General features: G+C 37.3%; 15 protein-coding genes. 6 read left to right on the top strand and 9 right to left on the bottom strand.

The genetic code is table 11. The features are described from left to right. Positions 1-17 precede the first annotated feature (17 nt). Positions 18-767 (bottom strand): LytR/AlgR family response regulator transcription factor, encoded by a 750-nt coding sequence (locus HQN83_RS08275; RefSeq protein ID WP_173089865.1) that lies wholly within the window; start codon positions 765-767, stop codon positions 18-20. After that, positions 764-1,795, bottom strand: coding sequence for a sensor histidine kinase (locus HQN83_RS08270; RefSeq protein WP_173089864.1), 1,032 nt, complete (start codon positions 1,793-1,795; stop codon positions 764-766). The genes HQN83_RS08275 and HQN83_RS08270 overlap by 4 nt, the downstream gene beginning before the upstream one ends. A 230-nt stretch (positions 1,796-2,025) precedes the next feature. Between HQN83_RS08270 and HQN83_RS08265 the strand changes: the two genes are divergently transcribed. From HQN83_RS08265 to HQN83_RS25280, 3 genes are all read left to right on the top strand, one after another. Beyond that, complete coding sequence (locus HQN83_RS08265) at positions 2,026-2,202, top strand: hypothetical protein (RefSeq protein WP_173089863.1); 177 nt, start codon at positions 2,026-2,028, stop codon at positions 2,200-2,202. A 351-nt stretch (positions 2,203-2,553) separates the two neighbouring features. Then, positions 2,554-2,931, top strand: coding sequence for a BlaI/MecI/CopY family transcriptional regulator (locus HQN83_RS08260; protein ID WP_108204869.1), 378 nt, complete (start codon positions 2,554-2,556; stop codon positions 2,929-2,931). Further along, entirely contained in the window at positions 2,928-5,273 is a 2,346-nt protein-coding gene (locus HQN83_RS25280; RefSeq protein WP_246254382.1) for a M56 family metallopeptidase, read from the top strand. The genes HQN83_RS08260 and HQN83_RS25280 overlap by 4 nt, the downstream gene beginning before the upstream one ends. A gap of 77 nt (positions 5,274-5,350) precedes the next feature. Here HQN83_RS25280 and HQN83_RS08240 read toward each other — a convergent pair whose 3' ends face one another. The 4 genes from HQN83_RS08240 to HQN83_RS08225 form a co-directional block, all read right to left on the bottom strand. Beyond that, positions 5,351-6,121, bottom strand: coding sequence for a succinate dehydrogenase/fumarate reductase iron-sulfur subunit (locus tag HQN83_RS08240; RefSeq protein WP_173089862.1), 771 nt, complete (start codon positions 6,119-6,121; stop codon positions 5,351-5,353). Positions 6,122-6,144: 23 nt separating this feature from the next. Beyond that, entirely contained in the window at positions 6,145-8,124 is a 1,980-nt protein-coding gene (locus tag HQN83_RS08235) for a fumarate reductase/succinate dehydrogenase flavoprotein subunit (RefSeq protein WP_173089861.1), read from the bottom strand. Between the two features lie 24 nt (positions 8,125-8,148). Next, on the bottom strand, positions 8,149-8,829 hold the full coding sequence (locus HQN83_RS08230; protein WP_173089860.1) for a succinate dehydrogenase cytochrome b subunit: 681 nt from the start codon (positions 8,827-8,829) through the stop codon (positions 8,149-8,151). Between the two features lie 170 nt (positions 8,830-8,999). Continuing rightward, positions 9,000-10,526, bottom strand: a complete 1,527-nt coding sequence (locus HQN83_RS08225; RefSeq protein WP_173089859.1) for a Do family serine endopeptidase — start codon at positions 10,524-10,526, stop codon at positions 9,000-9,002. A gap of 175 nt (positions 10,527-10,701) precedes the next feature. Between HQN83_RS08225 and dapF the strand changes: the two genes are divergently transcribed. Then, positions 10,702-11,487, top strand: a complete 786-nt coding sequence (dapF, locus tag HQN83_RS08220; protein ID WP_173090145.1) for a diaminopimelate epimerase — start codon at positions 10,702-10,704, stop codon at positions 11,485-11,487. Between the two features lie 6 nt (positions 11,488-11,493). Here the strand turns inward: dapF and HQN83_RS08215 are convergent, their stop codons facing one another. After that, on the bottom strand, positions 11,494-13,788 hold the full coding sequence (locus tag HQN83_RS08215; protein ID WP_173089858.1) for a helix-turn-helix domain-containing protein: 2,295 nt from the start codon (positions 13,786-13,788) through the stop codon (positions 11,494-11,496). 150 nt (positions 13,789-13,938) lie between these two features. Here HQN83_RS08215 and HQN83_RS08210 point away from each other — a divergent pair, with 150 nt between their 5' ends. Both HQN83_RS08210 and HQN83_RS08205 read left to right on the top strand, forming a co-directional pair. Then, positions 13,939-16,740: an outer membrane beta-barrel family protein gene (locus HQN83_RS08210; protein ID WP_173089857.1), complete on the top strand. Its 2,802-nt coding sequence runs from the start codon at positions 13,939-13,941 to the stop codon at positions 16,738-16,740. A 4-nt stretch (positions 16,741-16,744) separates the two neighbouring features. Then, entirely contained in the window at positions 16,745-17,521 is a 777-nt protein-coding gene (locus HQN83_RS08205; protein WP_173089856.1) for a GLPGLI family protein, read from the top strand. 13 nt (positions 17,522-17,534) lie between these two features. Here the strand turns inward: HQN83_RS08205 and HQN83_RS08200 are convergent, their stop codons facing one another. Continuing rightward, complete coding sequence (locus HQN83_RS08200) at positions 17,535-18,230, bottom strand: response regulator transcription factor (protein WP_173089855.1); 696 nt, start codon at positions 18,228-18,230, stop codon at positions 17,535-17,537. Positions 18,231-18,240: 10 nt separating this feature from the next. Further along, positions 18,241-20,082, bottom strand: coding sequence for a sensor histidine kinase (locus HQN83_RS08195; RefSeq protein ID WP_173089854.1), 1,842 nt, complete (start codon positions 20,080-20,082; stop codon positions 18,241-18,243). Between the last annotated feature and the right edge of the window lie 234 nt (positions 20,083-20,316).

Genomic DNA, 20,316 nt, shown 5'->3' with positions numbered 1-20,316 from the left:
AAAAACCGTACTTCTAATTATATATTCTTATTATCAATGTGTTTAAAAAACTCATCACGATAAGTATCGCCAATTGGGATAATCTTACCACAAATAGAAATACGACTCCGTTCTATGCTCTCTATTTTATCAAGAGAAATGATATAAGATTTATGAACCCTTACAAACTGACCCTTTGGCAAAGTCTCGTCCATTTTTTTCATATTCTGTAAAGTAATAACCCGTTCTGCCTTAGTATAAATAGAGATATAATCTTTTAATCCCTCTATATAGAGAATATCATCAAGTTGAATCTTTTGAATTTTATGCTCTGTTTTAACGAAAATAAAGTCCTGAATAGGATTTGCAGGTGTCGAAGAAGGAGCAGATGCTACAAATGATTGCGGAGCAGCCACCGGTTCTGCAATTTTAACTTGATTATGAACCTTCTCTACCGCCTTGTAAAAACGATCAAATGCAATCGGTTTTAACAGGTAATCCGATACATTTAAATCATAGCTTTCAAGCGCATATTGCGAATAAGCGGTAGTTAATATGTAATTAGCCTTCCCGTTAGCTATCTTAAGAAACTGTATACCTGTAAGCTCAGGCATCTGAATGTCTAGAAATACCAAATCAATGCCTCCAGCCTGAACAAGCTGTAAAGCCTCAATAGCGTTCTCAGTGCGCTTCACTAATTCTAGAAACGGAACCTTCGAAACGTAGTCCTCTATAATATCAAGTGCCAACGGTTCATCATCAACCGCAATACATTTTAACTTTATCATATATCAAGCATTAACTCACTGGTGTAATGGGTAGCCGAATTTACAATATTTAATTTATACCTATCGGGATAAAGTAATTGCAATCTTCGTTCAACATTGTTTAAACCTACGCCGCCCACTTCATCCTTATTATATTTATTCTTTTTATTGGTTATACTAAAATGCAATATCTTCTGATTGGCGATAATATTGATCTTAATTGGATTTTTAGGATCATTAGCTACTCCATGCTTAAATGCATTCTCTACAAATGATATCAATATTAAAGGCACAATCTGTTGATTATCAATTTCGCCGTTCATAGTAAATTCTACAGCAGCCCCATCCTTAAACCTTAATTTCTGCAGTTCTATAAAGCTTTGAACGTATTCAATTTCCTTACTTAAGGAAACCCAGCTGTCGTTACTTTCGTAGATCATGTACCGCATTATTTCCGAAAGCTTTAATATCGCATCAGCAGTTTTATCAGATTTCTGATAAGCCAGTGAGTAAATATTATTTAAGGAGTTAAAAAGAAAGTGAGGGTTCAATTGCGATTTTAAGAATTGAAGCTCCATTTCCTTCTTTTCACTTTCCAGATTTCTTTGAGTGCGTTCGTTTCCAAACCAATCAATAGCCAGTCTAAGCAAGGAACTAACCACAATGAAAAAGCCCGAAATAAACAATGCACTAATTGCATAATTGGCAATAGACCTTTCCTGAACAACCCCATTACTATCCATGTGTTGTAAGATAGTTTCGGGATGTAATACGGCAATTACAGTTTTTAAGAAACTCATTACCACCATTAACAGAATAATGGATACGATATAAAGGCCATACCGCTTATTCTCTTTAATCAATAAAGGAATTAGTAGGGTATAATTAATATAAAAAATGGAAATGTGGATTAATCCGGAATAACCAAAGTTTACCGCAAGGCTATACAAAGACACCGGTTCTTTACTATAAATAACCACCGCAGTTACAAACAGAAGAATAAAAAGCCAGAAGAGAATATGTACAATAACAGAGTTTCTACTTTTCATTTAAACAACAACTAAACTTAATTCCATAGGTCCAAAATAAATTAATCTGCTTGTTTAAGCAGTTTGCTTTCGACGAACTGGCATTTTTTTTCTACCAAATCGCAAAATAGAGCAACTAATCACAAAACTATTCAATTTAACCGTTTATCTAGGATAATATACACTTGGTCTAAAAGATTTTAGTAGCATTTTTTTATTTATTCTATTTGTTTCATCAAAACAAAACGATTATGAAAAAGTTAGCAAACGTGTCGCCATTTTTACTTTTACTAGTTCCTGTTTTTATCATGGTATTATTAACCGTTACTACTAGTATATCAAATAGCCACAGTGAAGATGTTGCTTTAAAAGCTTCATCAGCTGCCAAAACCGAAATGGTAAAAGTAAGCAACCCTTTCTCTAAATAAGAGAATGGTACTATATATAGGTGCAATAAAATCATTTCATGCCTTAACAGGATTGATGATGGATAGCAAGCAATAAAGTGGATTTATTGCACCACAAAAAATAAGTTTAGTTTTAGTTAATAGTAAGGAATGGCGGTTTATACCGCCATTTTCTTTTACACATTAGTTTTCCCTTCGTACTTCCTCACGCGATACTTTATTTTAATAAACACTTAGCTTCACTAAAGATTTTTCCTCAAATATTTTGAAAACTAAATAATTAGTTTTAAGTTTATACTAAGGATTTAGTTATACAAATATTGCGCAGTATAAGTAAAGCTAAAAACCAACTAAAAACTAAACTAATAATTCATGGAAATTAAGGATTTAACAAAGGCAGAAGAACAGATTATGCAGATTTTATGGCAGATAGAGAAAGGATTCGTTAAAGATGTAATGGATTTCCTGCCAGAGCCTAAACCGGCCTATAACACTGTTTCTACAATTATCCGAATACTGGAAGTAAAAGGATTTATTGCTCACGAGGCCTTTGGTAAGGCTCATAAGTATTACCCTTTAATTAGTAAGGAAGAATACAAACGCCATGCTACAGAGAAGCTGTTGGGCAATTATTTTGAAAACTCAGTGGAAAGTATGTTCTCTTTCTTTGTTAAGGAAGAAAAGCTTGATCTGAGTGATGTTGATGAAATTCTTAAAATGATTAACAAAATTAAAAACAGACCAAGATGACCTGGGCACATTATATTCTTCAAGTCAATATCTACTTAGTTGTATTTTATGGCTTTTATAAGTTATTGTTAGACAAAGAAACTTATTTTTTACTAAACAGAATCTATCTGGTTTCTGCCGGGATATTCTCACTCGCCATTCCTTTTATACGGCTCGAATGGTTTAGCACACAACCAGCTGTTCAACCGGTTTACACCGGAGCTGTTCAGATAAACGACTTCATTACACAAATGGCAGTCGTACAAGACGACCCGGAGCGATTTAATCTGGGGAATACACTTGTATTTATTTACCTCACGGGCATCTTGTTCTTTGTAATCAGATTTATAGTTCAGTTAATCTCTGTTCAAGTATTATTGAAGGCAAAAAAAAGTGGATCGGCATTCTCATTTTTCAAGAAAAAAGTAGTTGACCAGGATCTTCCTGAGGTTCAAACGATTCAAAAACATGAGGAAATTCACATCAGACAGTGGCACACCCTTGATGTACTCTTTTTTGAACTGCTGGGAATAATCACATGGTTTAATCCTATAATCTATTTCTATAAAACAACGGTTAAGCATATCCACGAATATCTGGCCGATGAAGAGGCCGCAAACTTTCAGGGAGATAAAGAGGAATATGCGTTATTACTACTAAGCCGTGCATTTAAAGTTCCCACAAATACACTCACAAACAGTTTTTTTAATAAATCACTAATTAAAAAAAGAATTTATATGTTACACAAACAACGCTCTCGCAAAACTGCTATACTAAAATATGGAATGTTTGTTCCTCTGTTTGCAATTGCCTTAATCATGTCTTCGGCAACCATCCGTAACAATGAGGAAATTAAAAAAGTGGCTGAGGAAATTCCAATGGAAGAACCTTTAAAACTAGTTCAAGAAGCTATCAAAACAACCATTGCTGCTCCCTTTGTATCAGATTCTAAGTCATTAATAAATGAAGCAAAAAAAGAACTTTTAACATCAAATACTGCAGGTATAGATTCATCATGGAACGAATTTTATAAATACTTAAAAAAATCAGTAAGGTATCCTGTAAATGCTCAAAATTCGAATATTCAGGGAGTGAGTCAAATAAAATTCACCGTTAAAAATGGAGCAATTGAGGGTGTAAGTGTTGCTACGAAAGCATTAGGTGGAGGATGTGATGCAGAGGTAATGAGAGCTATATTAACTTATCCGGGCTTTAAAGCAAATAATGACGGAAAGTACAGCCTCCCCTTTTCATTCGCACTGATGGGTAGCGAAAACACTACTACTTCCAATAAAGTAAAACCTGCTGTTGTTAGTGGTTATAGCCAATTGAGTGAGCTTTCTATATTCGGCTATAAACCGAAAACAACTGACAAAAATGAAAGCTTGAGCGAAGTGGTTATTAGAGCAGGCGAAGAAACCGCAAACGCGCAAAGTGGGAAAGTATATGATTTTGTATCACTAGAAGCACAACCTACTTTTCCTGGAGGAATGGATCAGTTTTATGAGTACTTAAAGAGAAGTGTTAGGTATCCAAAAGAAGCTTTTGAAAATAAAGTAGAAGGTAAAGTATTTCTAAGTTTTGTTGTTGAAACAGATGGCTCATTAACAGATATCAAGGTAGATAGAAAACTTGGCAGCGGTACAGATGAAGAAGCAGTAAGGGTGCTAGAGGAAAGTCCAAAATGGAATCCAGGAGTTCAGGATGGTCACAAGGTAAGGGTAAAATATAACATCCCTATAAGCTTTTCATTAAACAAAACCACTCTCAATTTGCAAGGAAAAGTACAAGGAATACAAATCATAGATAATAAACTCGAAGTTAGCGATAGTAATCTAAAACCATTGTACTTCGTTGATGGAGAAAAAGTGGAGGGACTTAAACTATCAAGCATAAATCCGAATGACATTGCTTCAATCGAAGTACTTAAAAGTAAAACAGCAACAGAAATATACGGGGAAGAGGCAAAAGATGGAGTAATAAAAATTACTACTAAAGCTAAACAAACACCTGATTTAAAGAAGAAAGAAACCAATGAGAAAGTTTATGACTTTGTCTCAACAACTACACAACCTTCATTCCCAGGTGGCATGAAAAAGTTCTACGACTTCTTAAAGAAAACAGTAAGATACCCTAAAGAAGCACAGGAGAAAAACATTCAGGGAAAAGTTTTCGTTTCCATGATCGTTGAAACAGACGGTTCTTTAACTGACATCAAAGTAGACAGAAAACTTGGTGGAGGCACAGATGAGGAAGCAGTAAGGGTTCTGAAAGCAAGTCCTAAGTGGACTCCCGGAACTCAGGGAGGCAAAAAAGTAAGAGTTAAATACAACATACCGATTTCGTTTACGCTCTCAAAATAATGCTCTAAAAACACAAAACCCCAGCTAAAATAGCCGGGGTTTTGTGTGTAATACCCTTGTCTCGTTAGATAAATCTATTAAATAGATTCCTCAGATACAAATTTTGCAGAATAAAAATCTCTATTCATACGTGCGATATTCTCTAATGATATTCCTTTAGGGCATTCAGCTTCACATGCTCCGGTATTAGTACAGTTACCAAAACCTTCTGCATCCATCTGAGCAACCATACTCTGAACCCTGCGGTAACGTTCTGGCTGACCCTGAGGCAATTGTGCCAATTGAGATACTTTTGCAGATACGAATAACATTGCAGAAGCATTTTTACAGGTAGCAACACAAGCACCACAACCTATACAAGCCGCAGCCTCAAAAGCTGAATCTGCCTGAACTTTAGGAATAGGCAAGTTGTTAGCATCCTGAGCATTTCCCGTATTTACTGATATAAACCCTCCTGAAGCGATAATTCTATCGAATGCAGTACGATCTACCATCAAATCTTTTATTACCGGAAAAGCCTTCGCACGCCATGGCTCAACAACAATGGTATCACCATCATTAAATGAACGCATGTGTAACTGGCAGGTAGTGATACCTTCTTTTGGTCCGTGTGGTCTTCCGTCGATGAACATAGAACATGCCCCACAAATTCCTTCCCTGCAATCATGATCAAAAACAACCGGTTCTTCACCTTTAGCAACCAGGTCTTCGTTAAGCACGTCGAACATTTCTAAGAAAGACATATCAGGAGATACTTCTGATATTTTGTAATCTACTAAACCGCCTTTGGCTTTGTTATTCTTTTGACGCCAGATTTTTAGCGTTAAATTCATATTTCCTGTACTCATAATATTGAGATTTTAGTACTTAGCTATTTATAACTTCTTTGTGCAACTTTGATATTTTCGAACTTCAATTCTTCTTTATGAAGTTCAAAAGTTACATCACCTTTATATTCCCATGCAGAAACGTAAGCATAGTTTTCATCATCACGTAATGCTTCACCTTCTTCAGTTTGATATTCTTCTCTGAAGTGGCCACCACATGATTCATTCCTGTTCAATGCATCCATACACATCAACTCACCAAGCTCAATAAAGTCTGCCACACGACCAGCTTTCTCAAGTTCAGGGTTCATTTCATCTGAACTGCCCGGCACACGTAAATCGCTCCAAAACTCTTTACGAAGCTGCTGAATCTCAGCAATACCTTCTTTAAGACCTTTTTCATTACGTGCCATACCACATTTATCCCACATGATCTTTCCTAATTTCTTATGGAAATGATCTACAGATTTAGTTCCTTTAATAGATAAAAACTTGTCAAGGATTGCTTTTGCACTAGCTTCAGCTTCTACAAACGCAGGGTGATCCTGTGGAATTGGTTTAGTAGCCAATTCTTTTGAAAGGTAAGCTCCAATAGTATATGGAAGAACAAAATAACCATCTGCTAAACCTTGCATTAATGCAGATGCCCCCAAACGGTTAGCACCGTGATCTGAGAAGTTAGCCTCACCTAAAGCATATAAGCCAGGTACAGTAGTCATTAAGTTATAATCTACCCATAAACCACCCATTGTATAGTGAACAGCAGGATAAATACGCATTGGCAATTCATAAGGATCTTCTCCGGTGATTTGCGCATACATATCAAATAGGTTACCGTATTTTTCTTTGATTACCTCACGACCTAATTTCATACAGGTTTCTTTATCCGGATTGTGGATATTGTGCTTATTAGCCTCAATGCGGCCATAACGCTCTGTATTCTCTTTAAAGTCAAGGTAAACAGCAAGCTTAGATTTACCTACACCATAACCTGCATCACAACGCTCTTTAGCTGCACGAGAGGCAACATCACGAGGAACAAGGTTACCGAAAGCAGGATATCTGCGCTCTAAGTAATAATCTCTTTCATCTTCAGGAATTTCTGAAGCTTTACGTGTATCGTCTTTTTTCTTAGGAACCCAGATACGTCCGTCGTTACGTAACGACTCAGACATCAAGGTCAGTTTAGACTGATGATCTCCAGAAACAGGGATACAAGTAGGGTGAATTTGAGTGTAGCATGGGTTGCCAAAGAAAGCACCTTTTTTGTGCGCTTTCCATGCTGCAGTTACGTTACTTCCCATTGCATTTGTAGACAAGTAGAATACGTTTCCGTAACCTCCACTGCACAATAATACAGCGTGACCAGAATGACGCTCAAGCTCGCCGGTAAGTAAGTTACGTGCAATAATACCTTTTGCTTTTCCTTCAACTACAACCACTTCAAGCATTTCATGGCGGGTAAACATTTCAACTTTACCCATTCCTACCTGACGCTCTAAAGCGCTATATGCTCCTAAAAGCAATTGCTGACCGGTTTGTCCGGCAGCATAAAATGTTCTCTGAACTTGTGTACCACCAAAAGAACGGTTGTCTAACAAGCCACCATATTCTCTTGCCAAAGGCACACCTTGTGCCACACACTGATCAATAATATTAGTACTTACCTCAGCCAAACGGTGTACGTTAGCTTCTCTTGCACGGTAATCACCACCTTTTATTGTGTCATAAAATAAGCGATAAGTACTATCACCATCATTCTGATAATTTTTTGCTGCATTGATACCGCCTTGAGCTGCAATTGAGTGCGCTCTTCTTGGCGAATCCTGAAAACAAAAACATTTAACCTTATAACCCATTTCGGCAAGGGTTGCTGCCGCAGAGGCACCAGCTAATCCAGAACCTACTACAATTATTTCGATGCTTCTTTTATTGGATGGATTAACCAATGGCATAGACGAACGTAGTTTAGTCCATTTATCGGTTAATTCTCCTTCGGGTATATGAGCATTTAATTCTGCCATGTTATTTAAAGTTAAGATCAAAAATTATTTAATACAACCCAGGTACATCACAATGGGCATCAATGCAAAAAGCAAAGGAATAATGATAGAAAACCAAAAGCCGAATCCTTTGATAAGCGGAGTATATTTCTTGTGGTTCCAGCCTAAAGTCTGAAATGCAGAAGAAAAACCGTGTAATAAGTGATAAGCCAATGAAACCATTGCTAATACATAAAGTAATACCAACAAAGGATCTTTAAATGTCTCTACCATTACAGCAAACAAATCATGATTTCCATTCGCATCTACTGTAGGAATACCTGTAAAACGAGACATTACCCAGAATTTAGAGATGTGAACAATAAGGAAGATCAACAATAAAGTACCTAACAAGCCCATTGAGCGAGAGTACCATTTACTGTTAGCTGAACCGTTATTTACCGCATACCTTTCAGGTCTTGCTGCACGATTTTGAAAAACAAGCCTAAATCCTTGAACAATGTGAGCAAGTAAACCGGCAAACAACACAACTTCCATTGCGCGGATTATCCAGTTAGTACCCATAAAATGTGCTCCCATGTTAAAGGTTAAGCCACCGTCATTAACAATTATCAAAGCATTGATGAAACAATGCACGACAAGGAATGAGATAAGGAACAGGCCGGTGATACCCATTATTAATTTTTTTCCTATAGATGAGGAAAAAGCGTTTCCGAAACTAGCCATTAGAATTATATTTTAGTTCTGTAGTGCAAAAGTATTTAATAAAAGAATTAATTGGTTAATTTCAAGGACAAATCGGCTATTTAGAAACATTCTAATATTACAATATTATGATAAATGAAAAACGGGGAACAACTTTCGTTGTCCCCCGTTCCAATTATAGAAAAATGCGATTAGAAGCTGAATGTATAATTTCCATTCGGTCCAACACCTGAAATGGTAGTCATACCATTTTTAGATGATGGCAATGCGTCTTCTACGTCTTTAGCATTGTTTACCGACTTACCATTCACTGTTGTGATCAACATTCCATTAGGCACATCTACAGAATCAAACAGCTTACCTGTTTGAATATTAGTAACAACAACGCCATTTTTAACGCCATACTTAGCTTTCAATTCCGAAGGAGCAGGTATAAACGAAGCTCCTAGTTTACTAATTGTAGCCCCTGTTGGTTTTCCGCTAGCAGCTAACGTTGGTGAAACTTTCTTCACATCATCCCCTTTCAAGGTAATAGATGTGCTTTTTTCTGAGCCGTTTCTTAAATAAGTAAGCTGAACTTTATCACCAGGACTCAAACGTCCAATTTTCTCTTGCAAATCTGGTGAGTCGTAAATCACAGCTCCCTCAACTTTTTTAATGATATCTCCTTTTTGTAAACCTGCAGCTGCAGCTCCACTGTTTGGAAGTACACCGGTAATATAAAGCCCGGTATTTTCTTTAACCTGAAATTTCTCAGCCATATCTGCATCTAGCGGTGCAAACGTTACTCCAATGTAGCCACGTCTAACTTCACCATACTTTCTGAAGTCATCAAGAATCTTTTTCGCAAGGTTAATCGGAATAGCAAAGCCATAACCAACATTAGTACCTGTTTGCGATGCAATAGCGGCATTAATACCAATTAATTCTCCGTTTGCATTTACCAATGCACCACCGCTGTTACCTGGGTTAATAGCAGCATCAGTCTGAATGAAAGATTCTATACTGGTATTAGTACGATCAGGCACCTTACCTGTTCTTTGGTATTCTTCATACTCTTCTTGAGTCGGTTGATTCTGATTTTTTGCTAAAATACCAATGCTACGAGATTTCGCACTTACAATACCTGCCGTAACAGTTGTTTGCAAATCTAGCGGGAACCCTACAGCCAATACCCATTCACCAACCTGAACGTTGTCAGAATTTCCCATTTTTATCACAGGAAGATCTGTAGCATCTACTTTAATAAGGGCCAGATCAGTATTTGGATCTTTACCAATCACTTTCGCACTCACCTTACGTCTGTCCGACAAAACAACTTCAATTTTATCTGCATTATCAACCACGTGGTTATTCGTTACGATATACCCATCCGAAGTTAATATTACTCCAGAACCCGAAGCTGCCTGAGGTGCACGTTGCATTCTTCTGCCACCGCCACCACCAAATAATTGATCAAACATATCCATTGGAGATGAATCTCCATTAGATGCCGAGTATGAAGTTCTGATGTGTACTACAGCAGGCGAAACTGCCGCCGCCGCCTCAACAAAATCAACTGACCCTGCTGAAGACACCTTTGAATTACTTGCAAAAAGTACTTTTTGCTGATCTTGAAACGATAATTGAGCAGTCCTTGGCTCAAATAATTTATAACCGCCAATTGCAGCCGCACCACCTATAAATGCAGCCAACACTATTAATCCTATTCTTTTCATTTATATATTGTTTAATTTTATCTTTTATTATAAACTCATACGATTCTCATATTTGCTTACAAATGCTTTTCTTTTCATTGATTTAATCAAATTTAGTACCATATCAACGATATTTGCATCTGTAATAAGTCACGAATACTGTTAAAAAATGTTAAATGAATATCACCCATTAAAGATGAACACTCACTTCTTCAAATACCAAGGCGCAGGTAACGATTTCATTCTGATTGACAATCGGGATCTTTCCTTTAAATATACGGATAACAATGCTGTTTTACAACTATGTAACAGGCGTTTTGGCATTGGAGCAGACGGTTTAATGCTTTTACAGAACCATGCTGACTATGATTTTGAGATGCTTTATTTTAATGCTGATGGCAACCTTGGAAGTATGTGTGGCAACGGAGGCCGATGCATTGTAGCATTTGCCAAACACCTGGGTATAATTGACCAAGAGACTGATTTTTTGGCAGTTGACGGCCCGCACTATGCCAAAATTTCAGAAGAAGGCACTTGGGTAGACCTTCAAATGATCGATATAGATACCATTAATAAAGATGGTGATGCTTATGTTCTAAATACAGGCTCTCCCCATTACGTAGCAGAAATGCAAAATTTAAAGGACTACGATGTCTATCAGAATGGCAAAGCCATTAGAAATAACGAGACCTATAAAAAAGAAGGGATCAATGTGAACTTTGTAGAGGACAAAGGTGATCACTTGTTCGTACGTACTTTCGAAAGAGGCGTAGAAGATGAAACTTATGCATGTGGAACCGGAGTAACCGCCGTTGCACTTTCAATGGCTCAACACAATCATCAAAGCGGACACATAGAAACCCCTATTAAAGTACTGGGCGGAGACCTTAAAATCCAGTTCGACTACGATGGCAAACAGTTTACCAACGTATTCTTATGTGGACCAGCTAAACAAGTTTTCGAAGGAGAGATTAGTATTTAACAAATACTATCTCTCTGCAAGATGAGCCGCAACAGCAATCTTAATTTCCCCAAAAGAATAATCTCTACCTAAGTATTCTCTTATTGGATTCATCTGTAGCGTCTTTAATTCTGTTATAGCATCCAATATCTTATCCAGTTTTTTCGAGCCAATGATATCTTTTGCTGAGATTTCTTGCTTAGCAACATAATAGGCCAGATGACCTTCAATAGTACCTATTACCATTTTACGTTCAGAAGCTATCTCTGCTATTGTTTTACCTTCTTTTAGCAACACAAGCGACAGCTCTTTAGTATCAACTTTAGGCGCTTTTTCAACTTTAGCTTTACTGCTGCCCGATTTTGCTTTAGTCGTTTTAGATTTCTTCTCTGTAAAATCAAGTGTACCTGTCATAGCAAATACCTTTTCCATTTGAGATGCACGCTTAGCCTGATCAATCAGTTCGTTAACATCCTTTTTAGTAAATTCTACCCCATCTATGGTAGCCTTCAACAAAGCCGTTGCTTTACTGATCTTCTTTACTTGCTCATAAAACAAGGCTTCCATCTCTAATAGCTCTGTTAAAAAGGCAATAACTTGTTTATCCTGCTTTACCAATTCCATCCGCTCAAAGATTCGTTTAGAGAATCCAGATAACAATGGATTAAAATAGTTCTCGGCGGCAGCAGTCCGTTCTAGCAATGCAGATAACCCATCCTCAGTTTTAACCTGCGACAAGCGCTGTATTTGCCCCAAAAACTTATTTGCATGAGCTTTCACCTCACTCAGATCTTTTAACAGCTGCGCAGCCCATTTATGGTGCTTTTGCTTAGCAGATTTATTGATGTCCTTAGTATAAGAATGTACATGATCGTACACATAGTTATCAAGCGGATTCAAATCGAAACACTGCAACAGATAGTTACGCAAGAACATATCACTCTCCTCTTTAATCTGAGCTTCCAAGCGAGCGGGCTCTTGCTTATTTCTGGAGAAGAAAGTAACATTTTGATCCTGTCGGATGCCAGATCCTGAAATCAAAGAAGTAAGTATCAAACCATCTAATGACCTAAGACGCGAAAGTGCCACATAAATTTGTCCCGGTGCAAATGCATTTCCAATATCTATGATCGCCTTTTCAAAAGTTAAACCCTGACTCTTGTGCACTGTAATCGCCCAAGCCAGTTTTAGAGGGTACTGAGTAAAAGTACCGGCCAAATCCTCATGTATTTCGCCTGTAACCTTATCAGTAGTATACTTTATATTTTTCCAGGTATACTTCTCCAGAATGATTTTCTCTCTACTCCCCTCCGCCTGTACCTCAATCTGGTCTGTTTTTAATGATGTAACAACCGCTATTTTACCATTAAAGAAACGCTGTTCTCCGGTAGGATCATTTTTAATGAACATTACCTGGGCACCCACCTTAAGCTCCAAAATATGCTCTGCTGGGTATGAGTACTCACTAAAATCATCTTCAATTTTAGCAACATATAAATACGAGGCGGCCTTTAATTCCTCAAGACTTTGTTTATTCAACGTATCAGCCTTATTATTATGAGTAGTTAAAGTGATGTATTTATCATTTATTGATGGCTTAAAATCTGCTTTATAATACCTCTCCAACAAAGCCACATCCTGAGCCGTTACCGTATTATTCCTTAAATTATTAAGCAGATTTATGAAAACTTCATCTGCTTGCCTGTAAATCTTTTCAAGCTCTATGTATATCGGCGGACTACTTTGCAATGCAAGAGCGTCAAAGAAATAAGCACTTTTATAAAACTGCCCTAGTAAATTCCATTCGTTAGATTTTACCACTGGCGGCAACTGATGCAAATCACCAATAAACAAAACTTGCACCCCGCCAAAACTCGCGGAGTTATTTTTTCTGATGTAACGCAAAATCATGTCTATTGCATCCAGCAAATCTGCGCGCAGCATACTTACCTCATCAATAATCAGCAGTTCCATATCAGTAATCACCTTACGCTTTGCGGCAGTCATATTTAAATGCCTTACAATAGATTTTGGTGTGTTGTACTGTTGATTGTAATGATCTCCATCGGCATCAGGTTGTTTTGGCAAATAGGTTCCAAAAGGCAACTGAAACAAAGAATGTATAGTAACTCCCGCAGCATTTATTGCAGCAATACCTGTAGGTGCAGCAATAACAGCTTTTTTATGGGTAAGCTCAATTAACTTCCGCAGAAATGTGGTTTTACCTGTTCCCGCCTTTCCGGTTAGGAATATATGTTTAGAAGTATAATTGACAAACCTTGCGGCAAGTTCTGCAGGATTAGCACTCTCAGAATTCGACATGGGCCAAAGTTAACAAGAACTACAACTTAAACCTAATCGGTAAAAAATGCGTTACAATCAACATTTTAACATTGTTTAACAAACTTTAACAATTCCGTAATTTAATTACTAAAGTTTTAGTTATATCTTGTGCTGACCAAAATTCATGCTATGAAACTAACCTCTCTAACACTCCTGCTGGTATTTAGCTCGATGTTATTGTTTGCACAAAACCCCTATTCCATAAAAGGGGCTGTAGTAGATACCGCTGCTACCTACAAAATGGTTAATACCACAATAACCGTATTAAACCAAAAAGATTCAACCCTTGTAAAGTACACCCGAGCTACTCCCGAAGGAACCTTTGCTTTAAACAACTTAAAGTCGGGTAAATTTATCCTCATGGTAACGTACCCCGGTTATGCCGATTATATTGAGGATTTCGACCTAGACTCTGCCAAGTCAAGTAAAGATTTCGGAAACATAAATGTAATCCTTAAAGCTACCCTTTTAGAAGGCGTCATCATCAAAGGGAAAGTCGCCGCAATTAAAATAAAGGGCGATACCACAGAATTTAATGCAGGCAGCTATGCCATACAACCCAATTCAAAAGTAGAAGACTTACTAAAACAACTACCCGGCATACAGGTCGATAAAGATGGAAAAATCACAGCCCAAGGGCAAACAGTAAATAAAGTATTGGTAGATGGTGAAGAGTTTTTTGGCGATGACCCTACCCTTGTAACTAAAAACCTTCGCGCCGATATGGTCGATAAAGTGCAGCTTTATGATAAGAAAAGTGATCAGGCCGCATTTACCGGAATTGATGATGGAGAAAAAAACAAAACAATTAACATCAAATTAAAAGAAGACAAGAAGAACGGCTACTTCGGAAAAGTTGAAGGCGGCATAGGCACCGACAAATTCTATAAAGGGCAGGCTATGTTTAATGCATTTAAAGGCAAGCAGAAGTTTTCCGCCTATGGCATTACCGGCAATACTGGTCAAACCGGATTAGGCTGGGGCGACAGAGATAAATACGGAGGCAGTAGCATGGAGTTTTCTGATGACGGCGGAATGATGTTCTTTTCCGGGGGCAATGATGATTTCGAATCATGGGACGGCCAATACAATGGCCAGGGTATCCCTACTGCTCATAGCGGAGGATTGCATTACGAAAACAAATGGAATAGCGATAAACATGCTATTAACTCAAACTACAAAATAGGCTCAATCGGCGTAGAAGGGACGAGAGAAAATCTGACTCAAAACAACCTTCCGGGTGGACTAATAAACAGTAGCTCTAATCAGACTTTTGATAATCTAATGTTCAGACAAAAAGCTGATGTAACCTATACTATAAAAATGGATTCAACATCAACATTAAAGTTAATGATTGATGGAACATTGAAAAACAGCAAAACAAGAGAAGACAATATTTCAGCAAGTTTAAGAGGGGATAATACCCGACAAAACACAGGCATGAGGTCATTAAATAACGATGGCAATCAGCAATTGTTTAATGCAAGCGCCTTCTGGACCAAAAAACTTAAGAAAAAAGGAAGAACACTATCTGTAAATGTTAAACAGGCAGTAAATGAAGATGACACAAAAGGTTATCTGGATTCAAAAAGTGAGTTTTTTGATATCCAGGGAGTTTTAGACAGCACATTATTGGTTAATCAATATAAAACCAACAAAACCAGTAATTCGGCATTTAACACCAACATGACCTATACAGAGCCACTTTCTAAAGCGTTGTCTCTCGTGTTAAGCTATGGCCTTGGAATCAACAACAGCAATTCTGATCGCAAATCTTTTAATAAAGGAGCATCCGGTGAGTATGACATACTAGATAGACAGTTCAGTAACGACTTTGATTTGGATCAACTCTCAAACCAAGGTGGGGCAACATTCAACTTTAAGAAAGATAAGTCAACAATAAACTTAGGCACCAAGGTAAGTACTGTAAGCTTTAGACAGTTTGACGCTTATACGAACAAAACCTTTAAGAGAAATTTCATGAACTGGAATCCTCAAGTGTCTTATCAATATAGGTTTTCTCAGCAAAAATCGATATACCTGGGTTATTACGGTAATACAAGCCAACCTAGTATAGATCAGATCCAACCGGTAAGGGTAAATACCGATCCATTAAATGAAAGTATCGGTAACCCAAATTTAAAACCATCTTTTAGAAGCAGTATAAACCTATACTACAACTCTTACAAGGTATTAAGCGATCAATACGTATATATTAATGGTGGATATTCGTTTACAACAAATGCCATTATAAACCATACTACAACTGATGGTCAGGGTAAAAACTTTTATCAATCTATAAACCTGCACGACAAAAGCCCTTACAACTACAACTTTAACTTTGGCACGAACAAGAAAATTAAAGCTTTAGACATGAACGTAGGCCTTAACCTTCGTACAAACGGAAGTGTAAACTACACACAAGTGAGTGACACGGTTAGAACTGAACTAAACACCAGTAAATCTTACAGCTATTCTGGCGGACTGAACATTTCCAAATACAAAGAAAAGAAATATGATTTCCGAATTTCGGGTGGTCCAAGTTATAACATCATCACATCTTCTTTGCAAACCAGAAGTAACAATAAAGGATGGGGATTTCAGGGCGATGCGAGCTTTAACGTATATCTGCCTGGTAAAATACAGATTGGCTCAGATGCAGATTATCAGTTTACTGCAAAAACTCAAACCTTTTCTCAGGATTTGGAACGTTTCATCTGGAATGCTTCTATATCTAAGAAATTCTTTAAGCAAGAAAACTTAAGAGTTTCACTTTCCGGAAACGATTTACTTAACCAGAATGTAGGCTTTAGCAGGTATGCAAATGGCAACATGGTTACTCAAAACAGTTACACAACTATACAAAGGTATTTTATGTGCACACTTAGTTGGGATTTTAATAAAATGGGCGGTTCAGCTCCTAAAAAATAAGAATATGAAACAGAAACTTATAATATTCAGCGTTTGCTTACTATTTAATATAAGCAGCCTGTTTGCACAGAATGTAAGATTTGCTACCGATGGCGTAATAGAATTTGAGAAAAGCGCGAACATGTTTGCCATCATGAAGAAACGAGTAGAAAAGAGCTCGAGCAGCTATATGCAAGATGCTTACGATGCTTACAGAAAGAATCAACCTCAATTCAAAGTATTAAAAAGCACGTTAGCTTTTTCAAAGGATAAAACTTTATATACCCCTATAGCCGACGAAAATGCCTCAAGAGGATATTTCTTTAGCGATCCTGCAACCGAACAATGCAACGTAACCTATACTGATCTTGCGTCGGGCATGTTTACCACTCAGAAAAAAGTTTACGAAGAAACCTTTTTGGTAAAAGACACTACAAGAAAGATAAATTGGAAAATAACCAGCGAAATGCGTACAATAGCAGGCTATGAGTGCCGCAGAGCGAATGCTATTATTCTCGATTCTATTTATGTAGTAGCATTTTACACTGATAAAATTCCTGTATCAGGAGGTCCCGAGTCATTTACAGGCTTACCAGGGATGATCCTTGGTGTTGCCTTACCTCACGAAAACATAACCTGGTTTGCAAAAACAGTAACAGACAAACCTGTAACTGCAAATGAGCTAAAGGTTCCTGTCAAAGGCAAAGCCTCAAACAATAAAACCTTAAGAGAAACGATTAACGCGGCTCTTAAAGATTGGGGAGATTATGCTCAATATGCTTTAAAAGCCTTTCTGCTTTAATAACTTTTCTTCTTTAATTTACAAGCAGTTTATACCCCTTACCATGAACATTAAGAATCTCTACCTTAGGGTCTTCCCTAAGGTATTTTCTTAACTTACTTAAAAACACATCCATACTGCGGCCATTAAAGTAATTGTCATCATGCCAAATACTTAATAAGGCTTCCTCTCTGGTAAGAACAGCATTCTTTTTTAAGCATAACAGCTGAAGCAATTCAGCCTCTTTAGTAGAGAGTTTTTGCTGTTGACCTTTATAATCTATCAGCTGAGTGGTATAATCAAAAGTATAATCACCAATTTGAAATAACGTTTGGGCACTACCAGGCTCAGGCGTGTCCTTTACAGCTACCCTTTTTAATAAGGCATTTATTCTTAATAAAAGCTCTTCAATTCTAAAAGGCTTAGTAATGTAATCATCGCCGCCAAGATCATAGGCTGATGCCTTATCTTCCATCATAGCTTTAGCTGTGGCAAAAATAATAGGCACATCCTGATTGATCTTTCTAATTTCTTTACCTAGTGTAAATCCATCCTTTTTAGGCATCATCACATCAAGTATACACAAATCGAAATCCTGCTTTGTAAAAGCTTTTAATCCTTCATCGCCATCAACACACAGAACAACGTCAAATTTGCCCTTAAGCTGGAGGTAATCCTGTAAGAGAAGCCCCAAATTCGGATCGTCCTCTACCAATAAAATTCTTTTCATGTGTGTGTCGTTAATTATGGTTTAATGCTAAGCTTATTTCAAATACAGTTCCCTTATCCTTTTCACTATGCACCTTTATTGTCCCACCCATCTGGTTAACTATATCCTGCACATAATTTAATCCAAGGCCAAAGCCTTTTACATCGTGCAGGTTACCCGTTGGAACTCTGTAAAACTGATCAAAAATACGTTTGGTTTGATCTTTAGTCATTCCTATACCTTCGTCTGAGATTTCTATAATCAGATTTTTGGCAGTATTTCTTGTACTAATATTTATTTTAGGGATTTCTCCGCTATACTTATTTGCGTTATCTACTAAGTTATAAATCACATTAGAAAGATGTAGTTCATCTCCATAAATAGTAGAGTTTTCGGCATTAAGATTTAAGTTAACTATTGCATTTCTCTTTTGTAACTGTAGTCCCATGCTATCTACAACCGCAGCAATTACATCATTAAGATTAACCTCATTTTCTTCCAGCTTCAGTTCTTTTTTCTCTAATCTGGCGATACTTAAAACACGCTCAATGTGATTACCGAGGCGAACATTTTCATCGTATATGATCCCTGCCAATCTACTGATCCTAGCCTTATCCTCAACAATCTCCGGGTCTTTGAGGGCCTCGCTGGCAATCATAATTGTGGCCACCGGCGTCTTAAATTCATGGGTCATGTTGTTAATGAAATCTGTTTTCATTTCAGAAATCTTTTTCTGTTTCATGATTGCATAAATGGTATAAGCAAAAATGAAGATCAGCACAAACAGTAAAGCTGCTGATGAAGCCATAGTGGCCCACATATTACTCAGAATTAAAGAATTTTTATCAGGGAAGCTAATGTATAGCATTCCGGGATCTCTAATTACATAATTATAAAGAGTAGCTTTAAATGTATTTTTAGGCAGCGCATTGTTGATGTTGTTTACCGCTTTTATATATACCAGTGAGTCCTTTTCTGCAAGACTTACCCAAAAATCGTAATTCAGGGTAATGTTTCTATTCAAAAGTTCCTTTTGAATCAATGTATCCAGGCTCTCTTTCGAGATCATTTTACTTAAGGGTACATTAGCCTCCCTCATTTCCTGGGCAACATCCTTAACCTGACTAAAAATATCTGACTCACTCTTTAAAGGAATAGTGTCCGACATCAGTCTTGCCATTCCATCTTCATATTTCCTTTTAGCAAGGTTATTTTCGAGCTGAAATTTACGTGCAAGTTCATCGCTTACTGTTGGCACGCTAATCAGTACACTTTTTTCCGTTACGGGGTTCAGTGCATGATACCTAATTGTATCCGGCAACTGGTTGGAAGCAATTATAAACGAATTTGTTTCCTGTGGAATAAAGATTGATTTGCGTTGCTCTCCAAGAAAGTTTCCGTATGCATCTAGCCTAACATTCACATCTAAATGTATAGGTGATTTTAAAGGATTATTCAAATCAGATGCAGCAAGGTATTCTGCTTCTGTAATTAATATTGGATCGCGATATGATTTTTTAATCTCTAAATCATTCTGATTTAAGTCAGCAACGATTAATTTACGTTGCTCAAGCAATCGCTTTTGTTCCTGATCTTTAAAGTGTTCTTTAAATTCGACCAGCAATTCAGCCTGATTACGTACATCAGCCTCACGATCTCGCTCTAATTGCTTATCTCTTTTGTTAATATAAAGGGCCGCAGTTCGTTTCTGAACTTTATTAACCACACTATTAAGTGCTTGATTAACATCCTGTTCAAAAAGCTGAGATTTAAGATTATAAGCCTCCCTTATATAATACAACTGCATTACAAACACCCCAAGCAAAGCTATGGTCATAAGGCCGGTGATTAACCAAAGGCTTCTTTTCTTCATATTGAATATTCAAAATTAACGAAGCATTAACAGAAACGCTTTAATTTAACAAATTTTAACAGTCGAATCAGACTTCATCCAGACATTTTAGTTTTTCTTGCTGCAATTAAACCGGTCACTTTCATACAGTATCCAGAGGGAAATCCGATCGGGATCAACCAGGTTTTGCCCAGGTATTACGCAGGCTCAACTCAGGCGATTTACCTCACGTTAGCCTGAGAAGAGCCTGAGAAA

The organism is Pedobacter foliorum (assembly GCF_013266735.1).
Lineage (GTDB): Bacteria > Bacteroidota > Bacteroidia > Sphingobacteriales > Sphingobacteriaceae > Pedobacter > Pedobacter foliorum.
The sequence above is the reverse complement of the archived record's forward strand: the minus strand, read 5'-3'. Positions and strand labels throughout refer to the sequence as shown.